33 protein-coding genes are annotated in these 24,912 nt (G+C 49.7%); 19 read left to right on the top strand and 14 right to left on the bottom strand.

The window, feature by feature from the left end; translation table 11 throughout:
* Window positions 1–2: 2 nt before the first annotated feature.
* The 6 genes from Dvar_RS02335 to Dvar_RS02310 all read right to left on the bottom strand — a co-directional run bounded on the left by Dvar_RS02335 (window position 3) and on the right by Dvar_RS02310 (window position 7,003).
* Window positions 3–890, bottom strand: a complete 888-nt coding sequence (locus tag Dvar_RS02335; RefSeq protein WP_419660121.1) for a PstA family ABC transporter permease — start codon at window positions 888–890, stop codon at window positions 3–5.
* Entirely contained in the window at window positions 875–1,741 is an 867-nt protein-coding gene (locus tag Dvar_RS02330; protein WP_419660120.1) for a PstC family ABC transporter permease, read from the bottom strand. Before Dvar_RS02330 ends, Dvar_RS02335 begins: the two co-directional genes overlap by 16 nt.
* Window positions 1,742–1,743: 2 nt before the next feature.
* Complete coding sequence (locus tag Dvar_RS02325; RefSeq protein ID WP_419660119.1) at window positions 1,744–2,589, bottom strand: phosphate ABC transporter substrate-binding protein; 846 nt, start codon at window positions 2,587–2,589, stop codon at window positions 1,744–1,746.
* A gap of 364 nt (window positions 2,590–2,953) precedes the next feature.
* Complete coding sequence (locus Dvar_RS02320) at window positions 2,954–4,234, bottom strand: hypothetical protein (protein ID WP_419660118.1); 1,281 nt, start codon at window positions 4,232–4,234, stop codon at window positions 2,954–2,956.
* Window positions 4,235–4,245: 11 nt separating this feature from the next.
* Window positions 4,246–5,298, bottom strand: a complete 1,053-nt coding sequence (locus Dvar_RS02315) for a polysaccharide deacetylase family protein (RefSeq protein WP_419660117.1) — start codon at window positions 5,296–5,298, stop codon at window positions 4,246–4,248.
* Window positions 5,279–7,003: an adenylate/guanylate cyclase domain-containing protein gene (locus Dvar_RS02310; RefSeq protein WP_419660116.1), complete on the bottom strand. Its 1,725-nt coding sequence runs from the start codon at window positions 7,001–7,003 to the stop codon at window positions 5,279–5,281. Before Dvar_RS02310 ends, Dvar_RS02315 begins: the two co-directional genes overlap by 20 nt.
* Before the next feature lie 267 nt (window positions 7,004–7,270).
* Between Dvar_RS02310 and Dvar_RS02305 the strand changes: the two genes are divergently transcribed.
* A complete protein-coding gene (locus tag Dvar_RS02305; RefSeq protein ID WP_419660115.1) occupies window positions 7,271–7,738 on the top strand; it encodes a cyclic nucleotide-binding/CBS domain-containing protein in 468 nt (155 codons plus the stop codon).
* Window positions 7,739–7,792: 54 nt separating this feature from the next.
* Here the strand turns inward: Dvar_RS02305 and Dvar_RS02300 are convergent, their stop codons facing one another.
* The gene (locus Dvar_RS02300; protein ID WP_419660114.1) at window positions 7,793–8,218 is read right to left on the bottom strand and encodes a MaoC family dehydratase; all 426 of its coding nucleotides are present in this window, start codon (window positions 8,216–8,218) and stop codon (window positions 7,793–7,795) included.
* Window positions 8,219–8,568: 350 nt separating this feature from the next.
* On the opposite strand from Dvar_RS02300, the gene Dvar_RS02295 reads away from it, so the two are divergent.
* From Dvar_RS02295 to Dvar_RS02285, 3 genes are all read left to right on the top strand, one after another.
* Window positions 8,569–9,129 carry a polyhydroxyalkanoate synthesis regulator DNA-binding domain-containing protein gene (locus Dvar_RS02295; protein ID WP_419660113.1) on the top strand — a complete coding sequence of 187 codons (561 nt, stop codon included), beginning with the start codon at window positions 8,569–8,571 and terminating at the stop codon, window positions 9,127–9,129.
* Window positions 9,130–9,489: 360 nt separating this feature from the next.
* Window positions 9,490–10,266: an RluA family pseudouridine synthase gene (locus Dvar_RS02290; protein WP_419660112.1), complete on the top strand. Its 777-nt coding sequence runs from the start codon at window positions 9,490–9,492 to the stop codon at window positions 10,264–10,266.
* 13 nt (window positions 10,267–10,279) lie between these two features.
* Complete coding sequence (locus Dvar_RS02285) at window positions 10,280–11,365, top strand: class I SAM-dependent methyltransferase (RefSeq protein WP_419660111.1); 1,086 nt, start codon at window positions 10,280–10,282, stop codon at window positions 11,363–11,365.
* A gap of 3 nt (window positions 11,366–11,368) precedes the next feature.
* On the opposite strand, the gene Dvar_RS02280 is transcribed toward Dvar_RS02285, so the two are convergent.
* Window positions 11,369–11,641 (bottom strand): hypothetical protein, encoded by a 273-nt coding sequence (locus tag Dvar_RS02280; RefSeq protein ID WP_419660110.1) that lies wholly within the window; start codon window positions 11,639–11,641, stop codon window positions 11,369–11,371.
* Between the two features lie 244 nt (window positions 11,642–11,885).
* Here Dvar_RS02280 and Dvar_RS02275 point away from each other — a divergent pair, with 244 nt between their 5' ends.
* Entirely contained in the window at window positions 11,886–12,182 is a 297-nt protein-coding gene (locus tag Dvar_RS02275) for a hypothetical protein (RefSeq protein WP_419660109.1), read from the top strand.
* A 15-nt stretch (window positions 12,183–12,197) separates the two neighbouring features.
* Entirely contained in the window at window positions 12,198–12,470 is a 273-nt protein-coding gene (locus Dvar_RS02270; protein ID WP_419660108.1) for a hypothetical protein, read from the top strand.
* A gap of 181 nt (window positions 12,471–12,651) precedes the next feature.
* On the opposite strand, the gene Dvar_RS02265 is transcribed toward Dvar_RS02270, so the two are convergent.
* From Dvar_RS02265 to Dvar_RS02250, 4 genes are all read right to left on the bottom strand, one after another.
* Window positions 12,652–13,578: a hypothetical protein gene (locus Dvar_RS02265; RefSeq protein ID WP_419660107.1), complete on the bottom strand. Its 927-nt coding sequence runs from the start codon at window positions 13,576–13,578 to the stop codon at window positions 12,652–12,654.
* Window positions 13,579–13,925: 347 nt separating this feature from the next.
* Entirely contained in the window at window positions 13,926–14,999 is a 1,074-nt protein-coding gene (locus Dvar_RS02260) for a trypsin-like peptidase domain-containing protein (protein ID WP_419660106.1), read from the bottom strand.
* A 237-nt stretch (window positions 15,000–15,236) separates the two neighbouring features.
* Window positions 15,237–15,854 carry a transcriptional repressor LexA gene (lexA, locus tag Dvar_RS02255; RefSeq protein ID WP_419660105.1) on the bottom strand — a complete coding sequence of 206 codons (618 nt, stop codon included), beginning with the start codon at window positions 15,852–15,854 and terminating at the stop codon, window positions 15,237–15,239.
* A gap of 160 nt (window positions 15,855–16,014) precedes the next feature.
* On the bottom strand, window positions 16,015–16,515 hold the full coding sequence (locus Dvar_RS02250) for a phage integrase N-terminal SAM-like domain-containing protein (protein ID WP_419660104.1): 501 nt from the start codon (window positions 16,513–16,515) through the stop codon (window positions 16,015–16,017).
* A gap of 350 nt (window positions 16,516–16,865) precedes the next feature.
* On the opposite strand from Dvar_RS02250, the gene Dvar_RS02245 reads away from it, so the two are divergent.
* The 12 genes from Dvar_RS02245 to Dvar_RS02190 all read left to right on the top strand — a co-directional run bounded on the left by Dvar_RS02245 (window position 16,866) and on the right by Dvar_RS02190 (window position 22,934).
* Window positions 16,866–17,165: a hypothetical protein gene (locus tag Dvar_RS02245; protein ID WP_419660103.1), complete on the top strand. Its 300-nt coding sequence runs from the start codon at window positions 16,866–16,868 to the stop codon at window positions 17,163–17,165.
* Window positions 17,166–17,405: 240 nt separating this feature from the next.
* Entirely contained in the window at window positions 17,406–17,765 is a 360-nt protein-coding gene (locus Dvar_RS02240; RefSeq protein WP_419660102.1) for a hypothetical protein, read from the top strand.
* A 117-nt stretch (window positions 17,766–17,882) separates the two neighbouring features.
* Window positions 17,883–18,137: a hypothetical protein gene (locus Dvar_RS02235; protein WP_419660101.1), complete on the top strand. Its 255-nt coding sequence runs from the start codon at window positions 17,883–17,885 to the stop codon at window positions 18,135–18,137.
* Window positions 18,138–18,177: 40 nt separating this feature from the next.
* Window positions 18,178–18,996 carry a class I SAM-dependent methyltransferase gene (locus Dvar_RS02230; RefSeq protein WP_419660100.1) on the top strand — a complete coding sequence of 273 codons (819 nt, stop codon included), beginning with the start codon at window positions 18,178–18,180 and terminating at the stop codon, window positions 18,994–18,996.
* A gap of 152 nt (window positions 18,997–19,148) precedes the next feature.
* Window positions 19,149–19,703: a methylated-DNA--[protein]-cysteine S-methyltransferase gene (locus Dvar_RS02225; protein ID WP_419660099.1), complete on the top strand. Its 555-nt coding sequence runs from the start codon at window positions 19,149–19,151 to the stop codon at window positions 19,701–19,703.
* Window positions 19,679–20,257, top strand: a complete 579-nt coding sequence (locus Dvar_RS02220; RefSeq protein ID WP_419660098.1) for an NUDIX hydrolase — start codon at window positions 19,679–19,681, stop codon at window positions 20,255–20,257. Before Dvar_RS02225 ends, Dvar_RS02220 begins: the two co-directional genes overlap by 25 nt.
* A 70-nt stretch (window positions 20,258–20,327) precedes the next feature.
* Entirely contained in the window at window positions 20,328–20,795 is a 468-nt protein-coding gene (locus Dvar_RS02215; RefSeq protein ID WP_419660097.1) for a hypothetical protein, read from the top strand.
* Between the two features lie 182 nt (window positions 20,796–20,977).
* Window positions 20,978–21,310, top strand: coding sequence for a hypothetical protein (locus tag Dvar_RS02210; RefSeq protein WP_419660096.1), 333 nt, complete (start codon window positions 20,978–20,980; stop codon window positions 21,308–21,310).
* Window positions 21,311–21,532: 222 nt separating this feature from the next.
* Window positions 21,533–21,766 (top strand): CopG family transcriptional regulator, encoded by a 234-nt coding sequence (locus Dvar_RS02205; protein ID WP_419660095.1) that lies wholly within the window; start codon window positions 21,533–21,535, stop codon window positions 21,764–21,766.
* Window positions 21,753–22,010, top strand: coding sequence for a type II toxin-antitoxin system RelE family toxin (locus Dvar_RS02200; RefSeq protein WP_419660094.1), 258 nt, complete (start codon window positions 21,753–21,755; stop codon window positions 22,008–22,010). The genes Dvar_RS02205 and Dvar_RS02200 overlap by 14 nt, the downstream gene beginning before the upstream one ends.
* A 164-nt stretch (window positions 22,011–22,174) precedes the next feature.
* Complete coding sequence (locus Dvar_RS02195; protein ID WP_419660093.1) at window positions 22,175–22,498, top strand: hypothetical protein; 324 nt, start codon at window positions 22,175–22,177, stop codon at window positions 22,496–22,498.
* Between the two features lie 163 nt (window positions 22,499–22,661).
* On the top strand, window positions 22,662–22,934 hold the full coding sequence (locus tag Dvar_RS02190; RefSeq protein WP_419660092.1) for a DUF2007 domain-containing protein: 273 nt from the start codon (window positions 22,662–22,664) through the stop codon (window positions 22,932–22,934).
* 145 nt (window positions 22,935–23,079) lie between these two features.
* Here the strand turns inward: Dvar_RS02190 and Dvar_RS02185 are convergent, their stop codons facing one another.
* Window positions 23,080–23,634, bottom strand: coding sequence for an HD domain-containing protein (locus Dvar_RS02185; RefSeq protein WP_419660091.1), 555 nt, complete (start codon window positions 23,632–23,634; stop codon window positions 23,080–23,082).
* On the bottom strand, window positions 23,631–23,972 hold the full coding sequence (locus Dvar_RS02180) for a hypothetical protein (protein WP_419660090.1): 342 nt from the start codon (window positions 23,970–23,972) through the stop codon (window positions 23,631–23,633). Before Dvar_RS02180 ends, Dvar_RS02185 begins: the two co-directional genes overlap by 4 nt.
* A 142-nt stretch (window positions 23,973–24,114) precedes the next feature.
* Between Dvar_RS02180 and Dvar_RS02175 the strand changes: the two genes are divergently transcribed.
* Window positions 24,115–24,894: an enoyl-CoA hydratase gene (locus Dvar_RS02175; protein ID WP_419660089.1), complete on the top strand. Its 780-nt coding sequence runs from the start codon at window positions 24,115–24,117 to the stop codon at window positions 24,892–24,894.
* The last annotated feature ends 18 nt before the right edge of the window (window positions 24,895–24,912 follow it).

Below are 24,912 nucleotides of genomic sequence, written 5' to 3'. Positions count from 1 at the left end.
TTTTAGCGTGCACCGTAAAGCAGATGATCCGCCAATCGATGTCTGATCAGCGTGGCCAGGATAAACAACAGCGCGCAAATGGCCAAGAGAACAATCGCTGCACCGTATCCACGCATCAGTTCCGCCTGATCGGCATACTGGGCCGAAATCGTGTAGATAAAAAAAGGCAGGGCCTCGTAGTTGGCTAAAACGGATGTGGGCACGCCGGCGGTGGCCACCACGCCGGTGAGCATGATCACCGCCGTATCCTCGGCACAGCGGCCGATGGAAAGAATCACTCCACTGACAATGCCGGAAAGGGATTGGGGCAACAGCACCCAGAAAAGGGTCTGCAACCGCGTTGCGCCCAATGCCGGCGCGGTGATACGCACCTGCCGGGGCAGGCTTTCAAGGGCCACCTGGGTGGTACGAATCAGATAGGGCAGCACCAGAAAAGCCAGCGACAGGGCTGAAATCAACAGGCAGGGCATGATCCGGTCCGATACCCGGTGGTGCAGAAACACCGCGACACTGAAGCCAAAAAGCCCCACCAGGATCGAGGGGATGCCGGCCAGAATATCGAAGAACAGCCCGAAGACGGCCTTGATGCGCGGGGCGGCGAATTCAGCCATGTAAATTCCCGCGGCAACGCCGATGGGCACGGAAATGGTAATGGAAAGACCGACCAGGGCCAGGGTGCCCAACATAGCCGGGAAAATGCCGTCAAACACCTGCCGCCGCAACAACATGGCATCCAGGGGCGCGGTATCGCCAAAAACCAGATGCAAGGACAGACTGCCCGCGCCCTTGACGACCACATATCCCACCAGTCCTCCGACAGCGATGGTCAGCACCGCCCCCGACAGCCAGGCCCACAGAACAACACTTTTTTCGGTCAGGGTGCCGGCCATTGCCGTTTCTCCGAAGCGCTGCCGATCCGGCGCGTCAACATCACCATGGCGGTGGTGCAAAGGTAAAGGACGATGCCACAGGCAAACAGGGTGCGAAATTCCAGACTGTCAAAATCAGCCGCCACCACCAGGGCGATATGGGCCGTAAGCGTGCGCGCCGGGTCCATCAGCGACTCGGGCAGCACGGCCGCATTGCCGGCAATCATCAGGGCAATCAGGGTATCACCCACGGCCCTGCCCGAAGCCAGGACCACGCCACTGGTCAGACCGCGCCATGCGCCTGGAATCATTATATGCACGAAGCACTGGACGGCGGTGGCCCCCAGGGCTTTGGCCGCCACCAGGTAGGAGCGTGGAACAGCGGCAAACGCGTCCACAAAAAAAAGAATCATGGTCGGGGCGATGAGCACGCCCAAAAGCAGGGCCGCGGACAACACACACAGGCCAGATCCGCGGCCGGCCCATTCACGGATGATGGGCACCAGCAAAAAAATACCGGCAAAACCGTAAACCACCGTCGGGATGCCGGTCATGAAACGCACAAGGCGGTGAAGCAGAGCAGGCAAGGGTCCCCGTCCCAGGCCGCTGATCAGCGCCGCGCACCCCAGACTGACCGGGAAACTGAAAGCCAGTGCCAGACCGGCGATGACCAGGGTGCCCACAATCATGGGGGCGATCCCGACCTGACCCTGACCGGGCAGCCAGGAATCGGTAAAAAGTGCCAGGAACGCGCCGTCCTTGATCAACGGGGCGCCGAGCACGATCATAAACCCGAATATCAGCAGGGTGACGGCCACGCTGAAGGCAGCCGCCCCCCCGAAAAGCACTTTGACCAATTGATCGCGAAACATGCCTAATTGACGGCCACGAACCCCTTTTCAGCGGCAATGGCCTGGCCGGTGGGGCTGAAAAGAAAGTCGACAAAAACCTTGGTCAGGCCAGTGGGATCGCCCTTGGTATTGCTGAACAGACCCCGGGCCACAGGGTATACGCCGCTTTTTACCGTTTCCAGGGTCGGGGTCACCCCATCCAGGGTCACGGGGGTGACGCTTTTATCGATATGTCCCACGGACACATATCCGATACCGTAGGGATCACCGGCCACAGCGGATTTCATGGCCCCGTTGGAAACCACCACATTGGCTTTGGCACTGATCGGCCCCTTGCCGATGGCCTTTTTCCAGAAAACCGCCCGGGTGCCACTGGCCTCGTCGCGCGTGTAGAGGTTGATGGCCTTGTCCGGACCGCCCAGCGCTTTCCAGTTGCCGATCGTTCCGGCAAACACGGCCTTGACCTGCTCCGAGCTGAGGCTGTGGACGGAATTTTTGGGATTGACCACCACGCCCACACCGTCCACCGCCCATTTGAATAGTTTTAAATCGTACTTGGCGATCTCCTCGTCCGTGGGTTTACGGCCGGAATTGCCAACGTCCACCAGCCCTTCGCCCACTTGTTTGATGCCCACGCCCGAGCCCCCGCCGGCAACGGTGATCTGAATGCCCGCATAGCGCTGCATGATCCGTTTGGCCGCTTCCTTCATCACCGGAATGTGGGCGGTGCCACCGGAAATTCTAACGGTACCCTGCATCCCGTCAAACGCAGCCAGGTCATCGGCCTGAACCGGCGCCATGCCCCCAGCAATCAGAACCAGCACAGCCGCCGCCATCACCCATCGAAATCCCATCTGGCTTTTTTTCATGCGTCCTCTCCTTCAATTGTTTTGAGCATCCATTCACTATCCGTTAAATTACTAACCCACCGGAATAAGTTATAATTATTGAAGGTTATCATCCCATTATAGTTATGTCTAATCGAGAAACTGGATGATTACAGCGTTGGTGATAGAAATTATAGATGAGTAAAGATGGTATAATAGCTGTTTTTAATCGATGCGATCCTTCAATTGTCACTTGGCCTTTGGCATTTTCTTTCTCATTTTCATGGCCAAAAAGACAAAATCCCCCCAAACCACCTTCCACCTTCCACCTTCCACCTTCCACCTTCCACCTTCCACCTTCAGCCTTCAGCCTTCAGCCTTCAGCCTATCCACCTATCCACCTATCTCATGGCATCTCTTCAATTTTTTTCAAAATTCGATTGGCCTTGTCGATATTTTCACGTACTTTTTCAAGATCCGGGTTGCACTCAAGTGCCTTTTCCCATTCGTCGACGGCCGCCTTCAGATCTTCGTTGATAAAGTGTTTGACACCATTTCGGTAGTGGGTCTGGGCCACTGTTTTGAGCCTCACCGTCACCGCTTCCTTGAGCGCGACGCTTGGGGCGTGATCATCGCCGGCCTGCTCCAGCAGCGTGCGGGCTTTGATGAGCTGCTGCCGGTTAAAAAAATCCAGGGCCAAACGGTAGCGTGCTTCATCGACCAAAAAACGGGCATCGACATTTTCCGGCATCCGGGCCAGCACAGTGGTTGTCAGATCGAGACTGCCCTGGAAATCGTTCTCATCGTAAAGTTGCTGAGCTTTTTCCATGTCCAGCGCAATCTGTCGCTGCGTCAAGGCGCCCTGGAATGTTTCCAGGGCAGCCGCTTTGCCCGGAACCACGTCAGGCACCTGGGCAAGGGATTGTCCGGCTTCATCGAGCAGGCCGGCGGCGATCTGGACTGTTGCCTTTTTCAGATGGATCTTATGCATTAGGGATTGAACCGCCGGATCTTTTGCACCAAGCTGTCCGGCCAATGCCAGGGCCCCCTCGATATCACCATCGGACAGCCGCGCATGAGCCTTGTCCAGAAGCGTCATGGGTCGTTTTTCAGGTGCTTTTTTGACCGATTCCTTTTTTAGTTTGGGTAAAATCAGAAGCGTATTAGGAGCAAGCGGTTCATCTTGGGGTAGATCATTGAACCAGCGAACCAGAAACGCCTTGTCCGCATTGCCGAAAACCGTTTTGGCAATGGTGTCCAGACGATCCTCCGGTACGGTATGATACCCCATCAATGGAAAGGGTGAGAAGCCGGCCTTGATTTGTTGCCGGGCCGGTTCAAACGAAGGATTGAGCCGCAGGGCGGCCAGAAAGTGATTGCGGGCCGCTGTCCGCTGGCCGGCTTGCATTTTCTCAAGGCCCTGTTGATGGTGGGCTTGTACCGCCTCTGCGATTTTATTTTCCAAACGGCGAATTTCTTCCCCTGTGTGAGGATCATCAATGGCGATATCTTCGATCAATCGCCAGTGATCCAGGGCCATGGCAAGATCGCCCGCTGCTTCCAGTTGCCTGGCCCGCTGACTGATCGCATCGGTCTGCGCGGCCCGCCACCAGGAACCAGCGTGCCAGAATTCCGAGCCGGCACAGCTGCAAAGGGTAACCATGGCCATAAGGGCGGCTATGGGCATCCATCGTCTCATCACTGAAGATCCACCGCTACCCTGGTGGTAAGCATCTGTGTGAATTCATCGGGGTCCAACCGCCGGTCGATTACCAGCCGATGGATGGCAAACCGATTGGCAAAAAAAGGATTTTCGCCCTCAGACTGAACAAATGCCAGGGAAAAACCGATTTTGGCAGCCATGGCGGAAAGCAGATCATTGGTGTGACCTTGCGGATACGCGAGCACCGTGCAGGTATCTTCCAAATGATCTTCCACCGCTTTTTTGGCCTGCCGCAATTCAGTTTCAATTTTGGCGAAATTGGCTTCAAGGGACCGGCGACCAAGACCGGGGGTCAATGATCGACCATCTTGCCCGCGGCAACCAATGGCAAACCCCGCATGGTTAAGCTTTTGCAGTTGCTCCCAAGTCATGTTGCCCGCTTTACCGACCCGCGCCGTGGCCACAAAAAGGGTCGCCGTAAAACCGAATGATTTGAGCACAGGCACGGCCTGATCGAAAAAGGCCGAGGACTCGGTATCGGCCGTAATCAGCACCGCATGCTTGGGAAGCTGGCCGGAAAACGCCATGAACGCCAACAGCTGTGCAGGCGTGATCGTTGTATAGCCGCTGTTTTTAAGCCAGCTCATTTGTTCGTCGAATGCGGCGGTGGAAAGCTGTGCCGTGGAATTTGAAGGCTCATCGATATCCGCATAGGCCAATACGGGAACACTCTGGTAGCCTGAAGGGGTCAGGCCGCCCAACCGAAATGGCGCCGTTGGAATCAGCACCGCCTGACCGTCGTCAAATGTAACCATACCGTTATAGTCGACGATCATCCACGCTTTGGCGGCATCGTTCAAATAGCGGCTGGCAAGGCTGGCCGGCGTATCCCCCTGGCGAGCCCGCACCAGCAATGGCAATGAGCGCCCTTGCGCTTCACGATTCTGTTCAGCATGAACAACATGGAACACGGATGACAACAGGCCGCCCCAGAAGATGACAAACAAGAGGGAAATGATACGGCAAAGGATGAGAACAAAGGCATGTCGATGCGGGTTGAAGGGCTGCTCAATTGTCAGATCTGACATGGGGCCTCTGTTGGATAGATGTGATGCGATAGGTTTTTACCGGCGCGGTTTTGCCCTTGATGTTGCGGGTGCCCGCCGGTGCCGCGACAATCATGTTTCCCAGCGCTTGATAAACCGTATCTGTAACGAGAACTTCTCCCGGACCAGCCAGCCCACTGAGCCGTGACGCCAGGTTCACCGTATCACCGATAACCGTGTATTCCATTTTTGACTGGGATCCGAGATTGCCTGAAACAATGCGCCCTGTATGAATACCAATGCCTACAGATGACAATAAGGGATTATCATGCCTGCCGTTTTGTTGCAACTGCTGCACAAGATCCATGGCGGCTCGCACAGCCCGTTCCACATGGTCTTTGCGTAAAACCGGCACCCCAAACACACCCAGAACACAATCGCCGATGAATTTATCCACATACCCGCCGTAATCCAGGATGGCGCGGGTGGCGATTTCAAAGTAAGTATTGAGCATGGCCACCACGGTTTTGGGATTCCGGTTCTCGGCATAGGCGGTAAAGCCCCTGATATCGGCAAAAAAGATGGTGGCTTCGTTTTCGTGGCCCTTGAGCCACGATTGTTCCGAGTCGGCCACGATCATCTCCAGAACTTCTTCCCCGACATATTTGCCAAACGACTCGCGGGCCAACTTATGCCGCTGCAGTTCTTCCCCCATGTGATTGAAAGCCGCGGCCAGGTTGCCCAGTTCATCCTTGCGGTTGAGGTCCACCCGGTGCTGATAATCCCCTTTTCCGATGGCTTCCGTTGCCTCCACCAGTCGTTTGATGGGCTTTGAAAAACGCAATCCCAGATAAAGGGCGATCCCAAGCCCCACCACCATCACGCCCAGGGTCATCAGTACAATGGAACGTTTTTCTTTATCGACCAGCTGACCGATAAAATCCAACGATACCCCCACATGAACCGTTCCCACATGCTTGTCCTGAAACAGGACATCCCGGCTCAGGTTGAGAATCTGCTCGCCGGAAGGGGAATCATAAGAAAAATAGGATAGGTCCGACCGGGTGACTGGCGGCGCCAGGGGCGCGGGCAAAGACAGCTGTGTACCAATCCGATCCACGTTGGTGTGGGCGCGGATCAGGCCGTAAAAATCGGTAACCACGGCATAACGCAGGCCTTCTGTCGCGGTGGCCTCCTTGATCAGGGTATTGAGGCTGAGAATGTCGTCATTGATCAATGGGATGCGGGCATTGTTGACGAAATAGTTGAGGCTGACCGTTCCCAAGGTAACGGTCTGATCGAAAAGCCGGGTCTTTTGTTTGTTGATAATGAAGTAACTGAACGAGAGCATGGTGACCATGACAATCAGCAACGCGCCGATGCACAGCTTTAGCCAAATCGGCAGAACCGGTGCCGGCAGCCGCTCAGCCAGGGTGCCCCGTTGGCGGGCAATGAGCTCGCGGATGTTGTCCGACAAGGAGGCGACCGAAATTCTGAAGTTCTCATTGATGGCGGTAACAACCGCCGCTTCGGAGGCCATGCCGAGCTCGGTAATGATATGGCCCAGGCGAACCGCCTGGCCATCTTCGATCAGCCGCTGACGCTGGGCTGCCAGCGCGTCCGCCAGTTGCGCGTCAGTAAGGATGCCTTGGGCAACCAGCAGCTCCCCCAGCTGCATATCATCCGGCGGCCGGCGGTGGAAAAAACGCCGGATTCCGGAAAACAATTTGTTTGGGGCATGCTGCATGACTACATCGCTCACTGAAAGATGTGACGAATTGATGACTTTAACTATTTAAAGATCGGCACCCAGTACACGATACTAAAGTAGTCAGGCATGACCGGATATCAGCAATCCACTTTCATCACCGTTGACAGCCCCCCATGGGAAAGCTATTTTAATAATTTAAGAAATCAAAATTCGGTGTTATCAATAGCCGCAACCGGGTTCGTCAATATGGGGTCCATCTGTTGCGGCCTTTTTTTCTCAACCCCCTTTGAAAGGCGGTAAAGAATGAAGACAGCCAATGATATACTCCAGAAAAAGGGTGGTGACATTCTGAGTGTACCGGTAGGTGCCACAATTATGGATGCATTGAAAAAAATGAACGAAAACAAGGTGGGGGCCATCCTGGTGACACAAAACGACAAGCCCGTGGGCATATGGACCGAGCGGGACCTGTTGCGCAACACACTTGAGGATGGGTTCGATCCTGGCACGACACCTGTCGATCAGGTCATGACCCCGCGCATTGTCACCGCGCCATCCACGGATACCGTCTACAATCTGATGGATAAATTTCTGGGTCTGCGACTACGTCACCTGATCATCGAAAAAAACGGCAATATTATCGGGATGCTCTCCTCAGGTGACGTAATGAAGGCATCTATTCAAGAAAAAGACGAAGAGCTCAAGCAACTCAATTCCATGGTCGGTTGGGACTATTACGAAAACTGGTGCTGGCGGCCCGAATCAAAATAATAACGGATTTGTAAAAAGCGGCTTTCCCTGGAAGCCGCTTTTTACGAATTCATCTTACTTGGGGGGCCGGGGAGGACTGACCAATGCCTCGCCGTCCAAGATGGTGGTGCCTTTTTGATTAACGCAGGTCGTTTTCAACCGTATTCGTCCTTTTTCTTCTATTTTTTCAACTACTTCAACAACAGCCGTAACCGTATCGCCAATGGCTACCGGTGCAAGAAAATTAAGCGATTGGTGCATGTAGATGGTACCCGGGCCCGGCAGACGCGTCCCAATCACGGCTGAAATAAAACCGGCGGACAGCATCCCATGGGCAATGCGGGTTTTAAAAAAAGTGCCTTGGGCGTAAGCTTCATCAATGTGTGCCGGATTCAGGTCGCCGGTTACACCCGCAAACAGGATCACGTCTGCTTCGGTAACGGTTTTGGAAAAGCGCGCTGAATCACCAAGATTGATTTCACTATAGGTTTTTCCAATCATTGTGTGTCCTTTGTTGGTGGCTAATGGCTAATGGCTAATGGCTAATGGCTAATGGCTAATGGCTAATGGCTAATGGCTAATGGCTAATGGCTAATGGCTAATGGCTAATGGCTAATGGCTAATGGCTAATGGCTAATGGCTAATGGCTAATGGCTAATGGCTAATGGCAGTATAAATTCCATGAAGCGGCTGTCAATGATAAAAATGCTGCAGCGCACAATAATTTTCTGAACCATTGCAATTCATAGGCAATCGGTTATACTGATTTTTTATTGAATCCGATCGGTGGTGTCAGGGTGCGAACCGATGATGCTGCAATTGCGCCAACTCATAATAAGGAACCAACATCCATGTCCGATCCCCTGGTTTTGAAAAAATACAGTAATCGACGTCTTTATGACACCCACAACAGTTGTTATGTCACGCTTGACGACGTGGCCAATATGATTCGCGAGGGCCAGCAGGTACAAATTCAGGATGCCACCAGTGGTGAAGATGTAACCGCATTCATCCTGACCCAGATTGTCATGGAAGCGGCCAAACGCAATAATATTCTTCTGCCGGCACCGGTACTACACTTGATTATTCGATACGGGGACAACGCACTAAACGACTTTTTCGACAAATATTTTCAGAAAACCATCCAAAACTACATTGAGGCCAAAAATGCCTTTGAGCAGCAGTTCGGGCAATGGCTGGACATGGGCCTGCAGATGTCCCGCCAACTGCCGGACATGATGGGCAGCGCATCTTCCATGGACAGCATGATGGAGATGTTCGGATATAAACCACCCCAATCCAAGGCGTCTCAATCCAAGGAGGCCCCACCCCAAGACCAATCAAAAACTAGTGCCTCCGCCAAAACCAGCAAAAAAAAACCGGCCGCCAAGACCGCCCCATCAGATAAATAGTTTTTTCCAGTTATCCGGAAAGCTCCAGCTGACATCTGTTCCAGCATAGTAGCATGAATTGAACTGATCAATGGGCCAGTGTTAAGTGTTAAGTTTAAAGTGTTAAGGAAAGGCATCCTGTCGATTCCCATATAAAATCAGATCCAATCCACGACTTAACACTTAACACTTGAAACTTAACACTTTTAGAAAACGACCTTGTTGAGAGCTTTCTGGAAAACCAGATAGTTTTTTGCACTGCACAAATCGCTGCTAAAATCATGGGTTTGACTTGCCAGGCCGGGTGAGGTATGGGGTGGACTTGCCTTTTCCGGTTCTCCGGGAAGCTTTATCTGACCACTGATTCGGCATGCTGGTAACATGAACGACACCACGCCAGACCAACGAATGATAATCGGTAGCGGGCCGTTGAAAATGACGCTGCTGGCCTGTGGCCCGACCTGGTGGGTTGTCGACAAGCCCTGCGGTGTCAGCATTCATAATGATCCGGGAAATGATGTGTGCGCAGTGGTATTGGCGGCCCTTGAGGCTGGCAAACTGCCCGCGATACGAACTGATGTGACAGCGGTTCATGCCGTCCATCGCCTTGACCGGGATACCAGCGGAATCGTGCTGCTTGCCGGGGACTCGCCAACCCGTGCGTTTTTTAGCAAGCAATTTTCTGAAAGAGCGGTACGCAAGGATTATTTGGCCATCGTTCACGGCCAACTGATTGGAGATCCGGATGCGTCAGACCGTGGCCAGTGGGACTGGCCATTGACCGCTGGGGCAGCCGGCCGTAAGCATCCCATGGGCAAGGGCAAGCGTGTGCCCTGCACCACCCGTTGGCAATTGCTGGCCCACAGTCGCCATTACAGCTTGGTGCAATGTATGCCGCTGACCGGTCGCAAGCACCAGATTCGCCGCCACGCCAAACTGACCGGCCACCCTGTTGTGGGGGATCGGCGCTATGGGTCAATGCGTGCGCTGACCTATCTGACGACGCACTGTCAGTTCGATCGGTTGGCTCTGCACGCTCATCGGCTTCAGATTCGCCTTTCCCGGGATGAGGCACCCACCATCTTTGTGTCTGATGGACTGCCGGATGCGATGCAGCGGCTGTTGGAAAATGATCAAGATATCGTGAAAGATCGATAATATGGGAGAAAATATGCCAACGGACAACAAACCGTTTTCGGAAAAAATGGTGGATATTCTCAACTATGGTTCCTTGAATCTGGCCATGGGCATCGGATACCGCATGGGTCTTTTCGATGTCATGGATGCCGCCGGGCGGCCATGCACGATCGATGAAATCTGCCGGGACGCAACCCTAAACCCCCGTTATGTGAAAGAGTGGCTGGGAGTCATGGTCTGTGGCGGAATCGTGGATCTGATCCGGGATGACGACGGAGAACCCCGTTTTTTACTTCCCAAAGACCATGGCGATCTGCTCACCCGTCGGGCCGGCAACAACAACCTGGGCGTCTATACCCAGGAAATCCCCCTGCTGACGGATTGTGCCATGGCCCATGTCCACCAGGGGTTTCTTACCGGCAGGGGCGTGTCCTACGAAAATTATCCTGATTTTCATGGTTTTATGGCCGAATTGGGCGATGCCAAACACCGCCAGGTACTGGTGGACGTATTTTTACCATCGGTGGATGAGGGCCGTCTGGTTGAAGCCCTGCGGCAGGGCATCAATGTTTGCGATTTGGGATGTGCCCAGGGCGTGGCCACCATTTTGATGGCTGAAGCGTTCCCCAAAAGTCGTTTCACCGGTCTTGACATCAGCGCAGACGCCCTTGAAACCGCTCGTGCCGAGGCCGGCCGGAAAAATCTGACCAACATCTGTTTTTTGGAGCGGGATGCGGCCCAGCTTCGCCATCCTGGTGATCTGTCAGAAGCCTTTGACTACATCACTGCATTCGATGCCATTCATGATCAAACCCGTCCTATGGAGGCGCTCCAGGGAATTCATGAAATGTTAAAAGACGACGGCACGTTTTCCATGATTGACATTGCCGCTGAAACCGACATCGACGGCAACCGCAATCACCCCATGGGCGCGTTTTTATACACGGTCAGTTTGATGCATTGCATGCCGGTCGGCTTGGTGGACAATGGTGCCGGACTGGGAATGATGTGGGGGCGCCAACTGGCTGAAGAGATGCTGCTTAAGGCGGGATTCAGTGCGGTGTCGGTAATGGAAATTCCGAATGATCCATTCAACCTACATTTTTTCTGCCACAAATAGCGGTTAGGGTTTACCTTTGGGTGAATAGGTCAACATGGGCGGGCGGCGATAGGTTATCTGTTCGGATTGCTTTTCAATAAGCGGCTGCATGTCCTCATTCTCATGCTGCCTGGATTTTTCCAGGCCTTCCTTGGAGATCGTGACGCGATCGACAACACCAAAATTCTGTTCCTGCTTCTGGCGGGTCTCATCACCAACTGAATCGGGCCGGGGGGACCGGCTGATGGGCTGAATCCTCTGGTTGTCAACGATTATGTAGGGTCTATCGTCTATCATTGCAATAGCGTCCAGCGGTCGAATTTACAGTCAGTATTCTAATCAGCTTCAGGGTTCAACGGTTCGTTGTTAACAACAAATAGATATACTTAAAGATAGCTATCATACTTTGGCCGATGCCACAAGATGCCCCCTGAAATTGATTCGGTGCCACACATTCTTTTTTGACCGGGCTGCGCTGTTTTGGCTGCCGTGGTCTTTTGGGTAAATAATAAGCACTATTTTCCAATTTTTGGCATATTCGTTGACAAATTTCGGCATTCACCATTTTCGTCGCCTGACGATGCCTTGCATAACCAATGATAATCATATTTTTGTTTTTTCAATCCCCTCTTGGTATTCACGTTGCTTTCTTTTCGCCAAATTACCAATAATTGGCGAGGAGGCTGCGACATTGAAAAAATTTGTTCTAATCGCCCTGGTTTGTATGCTAATGGGATGCGGTGGTGATCAAGCGTGGTTTTCTTTTGACAACAGCATGGAAGGGCTTGGGGCGGGCTCAAAAAAGGCAACCATTGACAAAAGCGAATTCAAAAGTTGAAAGAATGAGACCATCATGTTGAAAAAAAAGATCATTAGCGCAATGGGAGTTGGGTTTTTGGCTGGTTTATTGGCCCTGGCCACCGGTTGCAGCAAGGTAAACAGCGACAATTACGACAAGATCAAAGCGGGCATGCAGTACGATGAAGTCACCGCACTATTGGGCAAAGCCGATGCGTGTAATGGCATCATGGGCATCAAAAGCTGCACATGGGGCGATGACGATCGTTACATTATGGTCAACTTTGCCGACGACAAAGCGATTGTCTTTTCATCCAAAGGACTTTGATGAAAAGGGATAAAACCAACACCATGGCCAGTGCGGAAATCATCCATGATTCGATGGAAGGAGGCGCAGCCATGGCCACCGTCAGTACGCCAACGACCAGAAGTACGATCGTCGTTGCCAGTGCTGAAGAACGTGAAGGCGCGGCAATGGGAGCAGACGGCCCCATCCTGTTTACCAGCCTTCACCGCGCCTCATCAACCGGCTGCTTGTTCCTGTTGCCATGTGGATGCAATATCACCCCTGTTCCAGCAACTCTCGCTGGAAACAATGAGCCGGCCATTTTGACCATCAGCCAGAATGACAACAAGGGCAACACAATCACCTGGATGAGAAATATACCCACATAAAGAAAAGTCAGCGTCATGAGGTTTTCGATGATGTTTCCCATATTGCTGACTGTATAGACGAGCGCATTTTTAAATTCAAATGATTTCTTTTTTAAGAAGAATGCGCTGTTCTCAATGGTTCCCATGACCCCATCGATCTCCGGCATGGACAGATCTTTGAGCTTGTCGAGCTCCGCAGACCCCAGCGCCAGTTCGCTTCTGGCCGCATTGATCTGCTCATCGAAAAAATGATGATAGACAAATTCATTGGCCATGGATGAAACCGGAAGACAAAACCGAAAAACGGCAACCAGCAGCAGTATCTGCCAGAGTGTTTTCTGCAGAGCGTTTAGCCGCAAATTATCAAACCAGATCAAAATGGACAGAAGGAACAAAAAAATGGCCAGCACAGGCGGAACGAAAGAGATGCCCATCTCATAAGCCAGTTTCTGTACCCCTAATGATGTGATGGCCGTAACCAGCACATCGGAAAGCCGCTCGGTCATATCGTTGATGGGATCAAGGGCCTGTCCCACGGCCAGAGACAAGCCAACGCCTGCAGGCTCCAGCTGCAGTGTCGATTCCTGAACGATGGAAACCGCGGCATTGACGGTTCGACAGGTGGCATAGGCCAATCCGGCCTTGGTGATCGCCTTCTGAAAATACGTGTCCGTCATGGTGTCCAGCAGCGGCAGTTTGATCCCTGCTGTGAAGAACAGCAACACCGCAACCAGAATACCAATGGATGATTGAATTACCTTTTTTTGGTTGGCTGGTTTCATTTTATTACTTAACCCAACAGGTGAACATTGCATTACTGATAGATGCTATGCAGATAAGGGCGAATGGCAAACCGCTCTCCTTGGGCACCCATATAGTAATAGGCATGATATCAACTCACCCGGCCGTTGCCAAGTAGTCCGCATTGGACACCAGTCAATAAAGACCGGGATGATGATCACCTAAGAGCGCAGGAAAGGCATCCTGCCGATTACAAAATAAAAATAGATCCGATCCACCACTTAACACTTAACACTTGAAACTTAACACTTTTACAACACAACCGTGTCGGGAGCTTTTCCTTTCTAACTTGAGCTTTCCAGATAACCGGATTGTTTTTTCTGCACCCTCAGGGCAGATGCGAGCCGAATTCCCTGAGGGCAACCTGAATGGGAATGGCAAACCCCAGGCCTTCGAATGCACCGCCGTATTTCTTTTTGGTGTTGATGCCCAGGACCTTGCCCTGGGGATCGATCAGCGGCCCGCCGCTGTTTCCCGGACTGATCTGGGCATTGGTCTGGATGTAACCGCCTTCGTAGCCGGAAAAGATTCCTGATGTGACCGTATTTCTCAGTTGGGCCGGATTGCCGATGGCATAAACCGGATTGCCCTGGACCAGATCGTAGGCTGAGCCCGGCTGCAGCATGGGCGTTCGATGTACATCCACTTTTAGAAGGGCCAGGTCGTGATTCTCACTCACCACCACCAGATGGGCATAGAGCTGTGTATCATCCACCAGAATCACGGTGAATGTCTGGGCAAGTGCCGCGATACTGCGGTCGTATTCAAAATCCCCTCTTCTGGATTCGTATTGATTTAGCTGGGCCTGAAAGGTTTGCTTTCGTTTCTTAAAATTGGATTTCCATCGATCCAGTTCCTGTTTGCGCAGCCGGTACTCATCCTGGTAGGATTTTTTGGCTGCCGGATTGACTTCATTTTCAGCCGCTTCCTGCAGCCCGTCCAACCGATCCTGATAGTCGTTAATGCGTTGCTGTTCGGTGCCCAATTGCCTCTGCATGGTCTCGGCCTTCTGGTCCACCTGACTGAAATAGTCATCGATCTGCCGGGCCTGCTGGTTGGGCAATCGGATTACGTGCTTGTTGGTAATGATGTGCCCGGCGCTTGAAATAAAAAACCCGCTGCCGTAACCAATGGTGGTTTTGATGGCCACCGTTGCCGTGGCCGCTTTTTCAATGGGGTTGCGGGCCGGGTAGTTTTGAAGCAGCACCCCCTTGCCCTGGCTGGAAGGGATGGCTGATTTGCCGATCTCCACCATCTCTTCACGGTCTTTGGGCATGTCCTCAGGCGGGGTGTCGGTGAAATACCATTTGCCGTCTTTCTGATACTTGTAGATCTTTGCCAAACCTGCCACCGGCAGTATCAGCAGGACCATGATAACAAGCAGTATTGATCGGAAACGCATTGAAATGCCTCTTTCTTATTTTTAACACAAGCAACGTCCGGCATGTTAACGCTTATCGGCTTTTTTCCCGGTTTTGTTTAACTAAACGGGGCGATTCAAATTTTGATATGCATGAGCATTGGCAAGCATGTTCATATGAGCTGATAACCTTCTCGCGGATAAGGCCTACGACGCAGATGATTTCACTGCTCGACTACAATCTCAGGGAATAAAGTAGGGCATTGCCCACCATTGATATCAGACGATGCGAAGCAGCCCCATATACTTGCCCAGAATAACCACCTGCTTGCGCTGAGGGCCTTTAAACACCAGCGGCGAACAGGCCGGGTTGGCCGGCTCCAGGGTTAGGGCGCTGCGCGTGCGCCGCACGATTTTAAGCGTGGCCTCGGACAATAGATCATGCACCATGACGGCGGCGATTTCACCGCTCTCCACCCGCCTTTGGGGCCTAATGATCGCCAGATCCCCGTCCAGAATGTGGGCGTCGATCATGGAGTCGCCCCTGACCCGCAACCCAAAGCAGCGTTTGGCGCCGAACAGCGCCGGCGATATGGCCAGTTCTCCTTCCAGGTTCTCGACGGCTTCCACGGGCAGGCCGGCGGCAATGGTGCCGACCAGCGGGATGCCGGCGCCGGTGACCTCCCTGCTGAACCGCCAGGCGCGTTTCTTACCCGGCTCGGCCAGGATATATCCCTTGTCTTTTAAAATGTTCAGGATGCGGTGTATACCGGCCGGGCCGCTCAGGCCCAGGTGGGCGCAGATTTCCCTCACCGTGGGTGCCATGCGGTTTTCCTGTTGAAACGAAATGATATATTCCAGAACGCTTTTTTGCCTGGGGGTCAGATCGGATGTCATGGAACCCTTCCATAATAATTTTTATAAATTTGCCTGAAGCCGCAAGATCCGTCATGCCAGATTCGATCCGGTATCCAGAAGGGCATAGTTACAGTCGATACCGCAATTTTTACGACACCGTCAATTCTTGAAAAGCATGTCACTTGGGCTCTGTACGCCTTTACCACCTTTGTTGAGGACATGAGTGTAAATCATTGTTGTACAGCAGTTGCCCCATAATCCATGTGACACCTTCAAGCTGCAAAAGAATGTTTCGGACTTCTTCCCGCGTGAAAACGACGGGTAATTTTGAAGGCCTTTTCGCAAACACCATGTTTTCGAATTGGGCAAGATCTTTTTTCAGGACATGACGATAGAGAAACACCAGCGCGCACATGGCTTGGTTTTGCGTGGAGCTGGCGACCCTTCTTTGAACGGCCAAAAAGTTCAGGAATTCGGTTATATGGTTTTCATCAAGTTCGTTGGGGTGACGCTTGTCATGAAAATATATATACCTCTTGATCCAGCTAATGTAAGTCTGTTCCGTACGAATGCTGTAATGCATGCGGCGAATACAACTTCGGACCTGTTCCAGTAGGCGAGGCTTCGTAACATTCTCTGCCTCCACAGATGGTGATGAATTGGAAGGATGCTCAAAATCAAGAGGGGTTGGTTTAGTCATGGTGCTTCTCCAAATATCGATTTAAACTTGTTATACCAACCATTTACATTGACACTGCAATCAATTGCGGCTATTTATGAATTATTACTTTATAGCCTGGTCTAAAAAATACGTAACATTAACATTTGTTCATTTTAACCGATCAGTTTACGAACTGTCATTTTTTTATTTGACGAATTAGTCGTCTAGCAAGGTAAAATATGACTGATAGGCTGCAAATTAGTCGCCTAGCAAAATTTCGTAAAAAATAATGTCGTATTATAAGACGACTGTTCGGTCGTCTAATACATGATGGCGTGGCGCTTCGCGCCACGCCATCGGGCTGCGGATTGCCCGTTCGGCAACTTAAAATGATGAAAAACATACTTAAATCATATGAAATTGAAGATGACCTTTCATTGCAAGATACCGGAGCAATCGAGGTTATTCTTTACCTTGATAGTGGTGAGCAAAGATGGTGTTTTTTCATGACTCCAAAGGCTTTAACAAACTGCGGCAATTGGATAGACGGAACTAAAATTAGATTTCATTATGGTGCTCCGCATATGATTGTTGTAGCTGCAACGTTAGATGAAGAACTAATTGATAAAACCTTAAAAGACATAGATCAACAGGGTGACATCATAATGTGTTCACAAAAATGTTATTAAATTTATACAATAATCGGCTTTGCCGAACAAATTTTTGCAGTGGGCCGGGCTTACGGCGCCGCTTTTTGAAGGTTTAAGAAAAATCAAATTATTTCTTTCAGTGTCCGCTTTTGCTATTTGCGCCCGGCCGCTGAAAATGACGATGGCGTGGCGCTTCGCGCCACGCCATCGGGCGGCGGATTACCGCAGCCCGATGAATCTACTACTATCAATAACTAAATGTATCAAAAGCGTTCAATTATGATAGAAAAAAAGCCATTCAAAAAATGCCCAATGTGTTCTACCGTATGGGAAACTCGTGAAGATTTCCTTAGCGATGATTCTCTTGAAATAAATGGATATGGAGCAGATTTTAGGGCACTTGAAAAGAGCCTTTTCTATTTTACACACAAGAAAGAAGGTTGCTTCTCAACGATGGCAATCAAGGCAGAGAAATTTTTAAGCTTGTATTCTGGTAGAAAATACTCAGAACGAAGAACCGGTGAGGAAGGATGCCCCGGATATTGTCTTGATAAAAAACAGCTTAATCGCTGTGATGCATTCTGTGAATGCGCCTTTAATAGAGAAATAATTCAAATAATAAAAAGGCGTACAAGCTAACTATTTGTTATTCCGCAAGTATGGTAGCAATAGAATGTTTTACCGAACCAAGCAATGCAGCCGACGCAAAAAACCGCGCAGCTGATTAGCGGCTTATAATGGTGAATAAAGGAAATTATGGAAGACAATAAATATTTAAAATATGCTATTTTAGAAATTGTTGAAAATCAACTTGAGGCTGATGATCCCCCTGAAACAAGAAAAACCTTAGATCGTTTGATGTCCGAGGGATACTCTGAAGAAGATGCAATGGAACTGATTGCCTGCGTTGTTACTTCTGAAATCTTTGATGTGATGAAAAATCAAAAACCTTATGACCATATAAGGTTCGTAAAGGCCTTAAATGATCTTCCGAAGATACCGGACGATTAAAATATAATCAATGAAACAATTATAACATGCAGTTCCACCAGTGCGCAGGGAACGTGCCATTTCTGAAGTGCGGCATCCTTTTCTAATTTTTTGGCGGTTTTTTCTTTCCACACTGCGCCCTGGTGAACTGAAGCGGTTGTGCGAAATTAAAAAAATGAGAGATTCAAATAATCCAGCACTTGAGCCCTTTGGCCAAGCACTTCTCGCCTACTGGCGAGGCAAGAAATCTGCTGAACTCATACATGAGTTCAAAAACGGCCAAAAGAAACCACTACCAGTTTCAGTTTTTTTTCGTTCTCATGAAGGATTCTTAACAACAGATAATGCTGTTGAATATTGTCGTGGCCATATTCTTGTTGTTGGTGCTGGAACAGGGGTTCATGCTCTTGAGCTAGAAAAACAAGGTTATGATGTTACAGCTATTGATATCTGTCCTCAAGCAGTCCAGATAATGAAAGAGCGCGGAATCAAAGATGCCAGGCAGCAGGATTTTTTACATTTCAACAGCAAACGGTTTGATACAATTTTTATGCTTGGACATAATATTGGCATGTGCGAATCTCTAAATGGAATTAAAGGATTGCTTCGCCGATGCGAAAGGCTTCTTCGTCCCGGCGGCCAGTTGCTGGTCAACTCTGTCAAAGAGCCTGAAGTTGCTAATTCCCCAAGACAAAAAGGCTATCCAGGGGAATTGGAATTCCGTCTGTCATATGAAAGAAACGTCGGTCCCTGGATGCGTTGGCTTCACGTAGATTTTAAAACATTGACTTCTCATGCTTTAGAATGTGGTTGGTCCACAGAGAAACTCATCGAGACTGAAGACGGTGGTTTTTTAGCAAGACTGAATCCAAGTTTATAAAACGTACAACAAGGCTTTTGCATAGGATGGCTTGCGCGCTGATTCGCGGTCGCCACCAAGTCGTTGGAGCGGACTGGCACGTCTTGCACGCAAGCCTGTGCCAGCCGCTCGACTCGGACCGTTCGATCCGATAACAGAGGAGAATAAGCGGCATGAACAAAAGGACAATCCAATTTACGCCGTATGGTCCAGCGGTCATCATTTGGAGTGTCTCCGAGAGTAGTGCCAAGATTGTCAGAGTGCTGCTGTCAAGCCCTGCCGCTTCAGCAACGAAGAGGGTGTCTGCGCTTTACCCTGACGCACATGAGTCCTCCTGCGAGGAGATCGATTCCGTGTCATCAGCTATCTGTAGGTTCCTTGACGGAGAACCCATCGACTTCAGTCTTGATGTTGTAGACCTGAGTGTATGCGGAGAATTCCAGCAACGGGTTCTTCGCGCGGAGCACGCAATACCGAGAGGGCGCGTCAGTACTTATAAGCTCATTGCCGAACATCTGGGCGTACCTGGTGGAGCCCGAGCGGTAGGCAATGCCTTGGCAAACAATCCGTTTCCGCTTATCGTGCCGTGCCACCGCGCTATCCGTTCTGACTGTGGTCTCGGCGGCTATCAAGGAGGACTGGGCATGAAGCGATCCCTATTGAGCAAAGAGGGCTTTGTCTTCGATCATTTCGGACGAGTGAGATGTTCCCACTTTCACTACGGATGAAAAAATCGAAAAAGGCTTTTGCAGCGGAGCGCAAAAAGCCGCGCCTGATGAAAAGCGGCGTTCGATTGGAAATGAAGGAAATGATCACAGAAAGGCAGTCGGTGCGGGCGGTCCTTCTATCGCCGGATGGGAAGATTCTTATGATGAAAGTTCGCGTAGAAGGCCCAGACGGGGAGATCTGGATCACGCCTGGTGAGGGACTGAAGTATGGCGAATCAGAAAACGCGGCACTTCGGCGGGAGATTCGTGAAGAAACTGATTTCGATTTAGTCGATATTGGTCCGAGGGTCTGGAAACGAGTTGACGTTTTCCGGATCGATGGACAGTTGTTTCGCCAATCAGAGAATTATTATTTGTGCAGAGTCAATGACTTTGAACCGGTACCGATTCTCTTGGACGAAGGGATTGAGAGACAAGGCTTCATCGGTTTCAAGTGGTGGTCGGTGGAAGAGATTCGCAACTCTCCCGATCTATTCGCGCCCAGAGATATTCACCGACACCTTAGCAACCTAATTGAACAATCGCCTCATACCGTCGTCCGACTGGGGCGATAGGAAAGAATCGAACCAATGCTTCCACAGCGACGGCAAAAAGCCGCCGCGCGTGAAGCAACCGGTGAATAACATGAAATGGAATCAAATAGAGACACAAACGGATGCTGACGTACTAATGGACCTCTTCGGAGGATTTCATGATGTATGTGTCCGTGAAGCACATCTCTGGACAGATCATTGGGTAGCATCAGATCTTTCAATGTCATGCCCTGGCCACCTTGATAATCGTATACGGTTCCTTATTCAACGACAATTTCATAACCCATCTGCCATCGAATTATTATTTGATGAGGTCACAAGATTCAATCTGGTACCCACACCGGATAATTACGACTCAATAATATACGATGCTACACTTGTAGTTCGAGACGGCATTATCTATTGGTCACCTGAAGATGATTGGTCGCCAGATTCACCTATACGAGATAATGATACTTGGATCTCCGCAAAAAAACTATCTTGGCGTATAGTTGACTGGCTCGGAGAGAAACTTCACTATGGGCCAAACGAAGAGAACAGCACAGAACCAAACGCTTGAGAGGGGCCGGGCTTACTACGCGGCTTTTTGAAAGAATGTGGTTTAACAAAATAAAAAATTTTAAATGAGGTCTCGGGCTATAATCGCCCGGCCCCTCATCTTGTCGATGGCGTGGCCGCAACGTACTAAAAATAACCACTTGTAAAAAGGAGACTGTATGAGAAAGTTATTTTATAACACCGGTGACACCTGGACCACATTATGTCGTTATAGCTACGGAAAATACAGGTGTTGCACATTTTGATTTCAAAGCAGGTAAAACTTATTTCCTTGGTCAAGGCGTTGCTATGGGAGTATGGCGTGCCAGATCAGCCGGATTTTATCCAATGACTCGAGAAGCTGCTGAGAGTGCAATGAAGAAATACAGTTATATGGTATATGATTCTAAAAAAGGTGGAGAAAATATGGCTCCCCAATTATACCAACAAGCAATAAATGAGTATCTTGAGGATGTGAAAAATAATCCAGATGGCTTTAAAGATATACTCAATTACGACGGATTATTCATTAATTAACGTCCTTTTAGAACAGCCGAATGGAAAAAGATAACAAATCGTTCCAAGGGACGGCGGGCAACTTTGCGTTTTGAGTATAGTGCTTCGCGCCCAGTTTATAAATATTTTGGAGCGCCGCGACACGCAAACCGCCGCCCCTGCCCCCCCGTTCGCTTCAAACATATCAATCATTGACGCTTTAACGTTATGACGTTATAATGTCACAATAAAGGAGGTGGCATTATGGCTACACCCGCAAAAAGAGCAACAATCTATTTAGATCCGATTCTTCATAAAGCATTGAAATTAAAGTCAGTTGAAACTTCCAGATCAATTTCTGACCTTGTTAACACAGCCATCAGAGAATCTTTAGCTGAAGATGCAGAGGACCTTGAAGCATTTGATGAAAGAGCCGACGAATCCCTAATTTCCTATGCTGAAATGATAAAAAGGCTGAAAAAAGATGGCCGGATATGAGGTTTACTTTCGTGAGTCCGTGTGGAAGGACTTGAAAAAAATCCAGAAAAAGGATCTACGAACCATCTTAAAAAAGATTAAAGGATTATCGATTGATCCTCGTCCGGCTGGGTGTGAAAAGCTCACCGGCCAAGATCGATATCGAGTGCGCCAGGGCGAATATCGCATTGTATATTCGATTCAAGACAAAGCACTGACAGTCTGGGTAGTAAAAATTGGTCATCGAAAAGATGTATATCGATAAAGCGATCAACAGCTTTTGCACTGGACTGGGCAGGCCATGGCTTTTTTCAGAAGATCATTCTGACTCGTAATTCAAAATCTCCGGTCATTTATCGATTTTGAACAATTTTCCTCGCCTCGGTACAAACGCTAAATCAAACGTTAGCTTCCCAAAAAGGCAGTACGATGGTTGATAAAACAAAAATAGATGCACTCACATCTACCAACGAAACTGACGAATACCGCTTTGGTTATACGTGTGAGGAAATTGAGCGGCTAAGGTACCAGCATCATGTCTGGGCTAAAGAGAATCAACGGTTCATCTCCCGAGCTGGATTCAGCAAGGGTGCAACGCTGGTTGATCTCGGTTGCGGGCCGGGGGGAAGAGGGACGCAATCTTCTCGAGTTAAATACACTATGAGCAAAATTCAAAATCAAATTTTAAACAAAAAATGGCCATATCCATCTATCGTATGGTTCATGGTTGCTTGTCTCTTGGGTCACGAATGATTCTATTTCCCATTCAAGGGAAATATCGCCGGCAACGGCGACAAAATCCTCTCATGATCCCAAGGCGAATGCGATGGTTTTTGAGATCCATCCCGGTGATCTGGTAAATATTTACTGGGAGGTATTTTCTGACGGAAGATCTGAAGGAAGGGGGAATTAAGCGTTGAAAACCTTAATGAAGCCTGAAAACGAAGCAGAAGCAAATGTAATCAAATCCGTTTTAGAGGAACATGGAATACATGCAAAAATACAATCGTTTCATGATACTGCATATGATGGCCTATTCCAGTCGCAATATGGTTGGGGCCTGATTCGTGTTTCTGAGGCAGATTTTAATGAAGCAAAAAGATTGGTTAAAGAATGGCGTGATGCATCTCCTGAAGACCTTCCATGGGAAAAACAAACCAACGGGTCTAAGGGCACAGGAGATTTATAATGGAAAGGAAGGCGTACTTGAAAAATGGCCGAGTGAATTATTAAGGAAAGATTAGACAAATCTGAAGTCCGCTGTTCTGGAACACCCTGATTACAGGCATGGCAGGACACCGTCCGGGTAGGATGGTGTGTGAAGTTGTCGGCAATTACATCCATTCATATCGCCGGTATTGATCGATCTTTCGTTTCAGCCGCTCGGCAAGCCAGGTGTTTGCCTCTCGCAGCGCCTCGAGTATAGTCGATGCTTCGTTCCTGTATTTCCTGATTTTCTCAGTGTCCCAATCATTCGGAGGCGGCTGAAGATTCGTTATTCTATCAGCCAGTTTTACCATCCATATTTCTTTGGGTTCTTTTTTAATCCTTTTCAGGCTGTCGTCCATCTGCTCTGCTTTGGTCAAAAGGCTTTTATCTTTGGTTAACGCCCGCACCCCACTGGCCACATCAGGGCCGAATTCCTTTTTTAGGTTATCGTCAGTGACAGGCGTATCTTCAATGGTGTCATGCAATAGTGCGCACAAAACCAGAAGATCAGGTGATTCGATTTTCGCGATTTGGCTGGCAATGGCCGCCATCGCTTCCATGGCAACCAGGCCGAAATGGTTGACATACGGCAAATCCGTGCCCGGTACATGCTGACCGTTATGGGCAGTGCACGCGAAATTCCATGCTTTTATATATTTCTCTTGATTCCAGATATTCATTTGGCTCCTTTTTCACCACCGATCTCGATTTTATAAATTTGGTTTTTGAAAATAAAACTGACTGAAAACGTTAATAATAATATTGCCATCAAAGCCAGCGAGATCAATGGCGGGAAGTTTTTGATTGCCTCCCAGAAAATCAGATAGACAATCCCCATCGCAACAGGGAAGCAAACGAGCCAAAAAAGAAGAATGCCCTTAACAGTAAATGATAAAGTGCTATTGCAGACAGGACATTTCCAGACGACTGGTTTTAGGTCGAACCATAGTTTCAAGCATGCAAAAGCATTGATTATCGATTGGGTTTGATTACACTTTGGGCATTTTATAACTTTCATTTTGACATGCCAGGTAATCTGCATTGGATTATGATATATGTTCAGAAATCGATATCATGTGGAAAGCCTTTCGTAGGGTTAATTACAACGAACGATGAGTATCGACTAATAATTCTTTTTTTGGATGGGAAATGGACTTACTATGACCGAAGAAATTGTCACCCGCTCGTCAGACGGTATCTGCATCATTCAAATGAACCGACCTGAGAAGAAAAACGCTATCACTCAAAACATGTACCGCAAAATGGCCGAGGCGCTGCAGATGGCAGACAAAGATGATGCGATACGGGTCGCGGTGCTGTGCGGATCGCAAAACCTGTTCACCTCGGGAAACGATATCAGGGATTTTCAGGCCCATTCGGCCACCCAGAAGGCGGATCAGCCATTCGCCGCCGACGCTTTTTTTAAAGGCGTCCTGGAACTTCGCAAACCCCTTATCGCCGCAGTGCAGGGTTATGCCATTGGTATCGGCACAACCATGCTGCTGCACTGTGATTTGGTTTATGCAAGCCAGAACGCCACCTTCAGCCTGCCGTTCGTCAACTTAGGGTTATGTCCGGAATTTGGATCGTCCATGATGCTACCGCGCCTGGCAGGCCATCAGCAAGCGGCGGAACTCTTTCTGCTCGGCGAACCATTCACCGCCGACCATGCCCGTTCGGTAGGTCTTGTCAATCAAATCTTCCCGGATGAAACGTTGATGGAGGAAGTGATGACCATTGCCGGCCGGTTGGCCCAAAAGCCACCGAGGGCGCTGATGGAAACCAAAAAGTTAATGAAGGCCAGTTGGGCGAATGACCTTCGCAAGGCCATTGAAACCGACGGAAAAATGTTTTTCGAGCTGATGATGGGGCCTGAAGCCGCCGAAGCGTTCGCAGCCTTTACCGAAAACAGAAATCCCGATTTTTCTACCTCAAGTTGAGGTGATAGATATTCGGCA

Source organism: Desulfosarcina variabilis str. Montpellier (genome assembly GCF_048565275.1).
Lineage (GTDB): Bacteria > Desulfobacterota > Desulfobacteria > Desulfobacterales > Desulfosarcinaceae > Desulfosarcina > Desulfosarcina variabilis.
The sequence above is the reverse complement of the archived record's forward strand: the minus strand, read 5'-3'. Positions and strand labels throughout refer to the sequence as shown.

Coding starts and splice junctions, on each gene's coding strand:
- Dvar_RS02335 (WP_419660121.1), bottom strand. CDS start 890: ATGGCCGGCACCCTGACCGAAAAAAGTGTTGTTCTGTGGGCCTGGCTG.
- Dvar_RS02330 (WP_419660120.1), bottom strand. CDS start 1,741: ATGTTTCGCGATCAATTGGTCAAAGTGCTTTTCGGGGGGGCGGCTGCC.
- Dvar_RS02325 (WP_419660119.1), bottom strand. CDS start 2,589: ATGAAAAAAAGCCAGATGGGATTTCGATGGGTGATGGCGGCGGCTGTG.
- Dvar_RS02320 (WP_419660118.1), bottom strand. CDS start 4,234: ATGCCCATAGCCGCCCTTATGGCCATGGTTACCCTTTGCAGCTGTGCC.
- Dvar_RS02315 (WP_419660117.1), bottom strand. CDS start 5,298: ATGTCAGATCTGACAATTGAGCAGCCCTTCAACCCGCATCGACATGCC.
- Dvar_RS02310 (WP_419660116.1), bottom strand. CDS start 7,003: ATGCAGCATGCCCCAAACAAATTGTTTTCCGGAATCCGGCGTTTTTTC.
- Dvar_RS02305 (WP_419660115.1), top strand. CDS start 7,271: ATGAAGACAGCCAATGATATACTCCAGAAAAAGGGTGGTGACATTCTG.
- Dvar_RS02300 (WP_419660114.1), bottom strand. CDS start 8,218: ATGATTGGAAAAACCTATAGTGAAATCAATCTTGGTGATTCAGCGCGC.
- Dvar_RS02295 (WP_419660113.1), top strand. CDS start 8,569: ATGTCCGATCCCCTGGTTTTGAAAAAATACAGTAATCGACGTCTTTAT.
- Dvar_RS02290 (WP_419660112.1), top strand. CDS start 9,490: ATGAACGACACCACGCCAGACCAACGAATGATAATCGGTAGCGGGCCG.
- Dvar_RS02285 (WP_419660111.1), top strand. CDS start 10,280: ATGCCAACGGACAACAAACCGTTTTCGGAAAAAATGGTGGATATTCTC.
- Dvar_RS02280 (WP_419660110.1), bottom strand. CDS start 11,641: ATGATAGACGATAGACCCTACATAATCGTTGACAACCAGAGGATTCAG.
- Dvar_RS02270 (WP_419660108.1), top strand. CDS start 12,198: ATGTTGAAAAAAAAGATCATTAGCGCAATGGGAGTTGGGTTTTTGGCT.
- Dvar_RS02265 (WP_419660107.1), bottom strand. CDS start 13,578: ATGAAACCAGCCAACCAAAAAAAGGTAATTCAATCATCCATTGGTATT.
- Dvar_RS02260 (WP_419660106.1), bottom strand. CDS start 14,999: ATGCGTTTCCGATCAATACTGCTTGTTATCATGGTCCTGCTGATACTG.
- lexA (WP_419660105.1), bottom strand. CDS start 15,854: ATGACATCCGATCTGACCCCCAGGCAAAAAAGCGTTCTGGAATATATC.
- Dvar_RS02250 (WP_419660104.1), bottom strand. CDS start 16,515: ATGACTAAACCAACCCCTCTTGATTTTGAGCATCCTTCCAATTCATCA.
- Dvar_RS02245 (WP_419660103.1), top strand. CDS start 16,866: ATGATGAAAAACATACTTAAATCATATGAAATTGAAGATGACCTTTCA.
- Dvar_RS02240 (WP_419660102.1), top strand. CDS start 17,406: ATGATAGAAAAAAAGCCATTCAAAAAATGCCCAATGTGTTCTACCGTA.
- Dvar_RS02235 (WP_419660101.1), top strand. CDS start 17,883: ATGGAAGACAATAAATATTTAAAATATGCTATTTTAGAAATTGTTGAA.
- Dvar_RS02225 (WP_419660099.1), top strand. CDS start 19,149: ATGAACAAAAGGACAATCCAATTTACGCCGTATGGTCCAGCGGTCATC.
- Dvar_RS02220 (WP_419660098.1), top strand. CDS start 19,679: ATGTTCCCACTTTCACTACGGATGAAAAAATCGAAAAAGGCTTTTGCA.
- Dvar_RS02215 (WP_419660097.1), top strand. CDS start 20,328: ATGAAATGGAATCAAATAGAGACACAAACGGATGCTGACGTACTAATG.
- Dvar_RS02205 (WP_419660095.1), top strand. CDS start 21,533: ATGGCTACACCCGCAAAAAGAGCAACAATCTATTTAGATCCGATTCTT.
- Dvar_RS02200 (WP_419660094.1), top strand. CDS start 21,753: ATGGCCGGATATGAGGTTTACTTTCGTGAGTCCGTGTGGAAGGACTTG.
- Dvar_RS02195 (WP_419660093.1), top strand. CDS start 22,175: ATGGTTGATAAAACAAAAATAGATGCACTCACATCTACCAACGAAACT.
- Dvar_RS02185 (WP_419660091.1), bottom strand. CDS start 23,634: ATGAATATCTGGAATCAAGAGAAATATATAAAAGCATGGAATTTCGCG.
- Dvar_RS02180 (WP_419660090.1), bottom strand. CDS start 23,972: ATGAAAGTTATAAAATGCCCAAAGTGTAATCAAACCCAATCGATAATC.
- Dvar_RS02175 (WP_419660089.1), top strand. CDS start 24,115: ATGACCGAAGAAATTGTCACCCGCTCGTCAGACGGTATCTGCATCATT.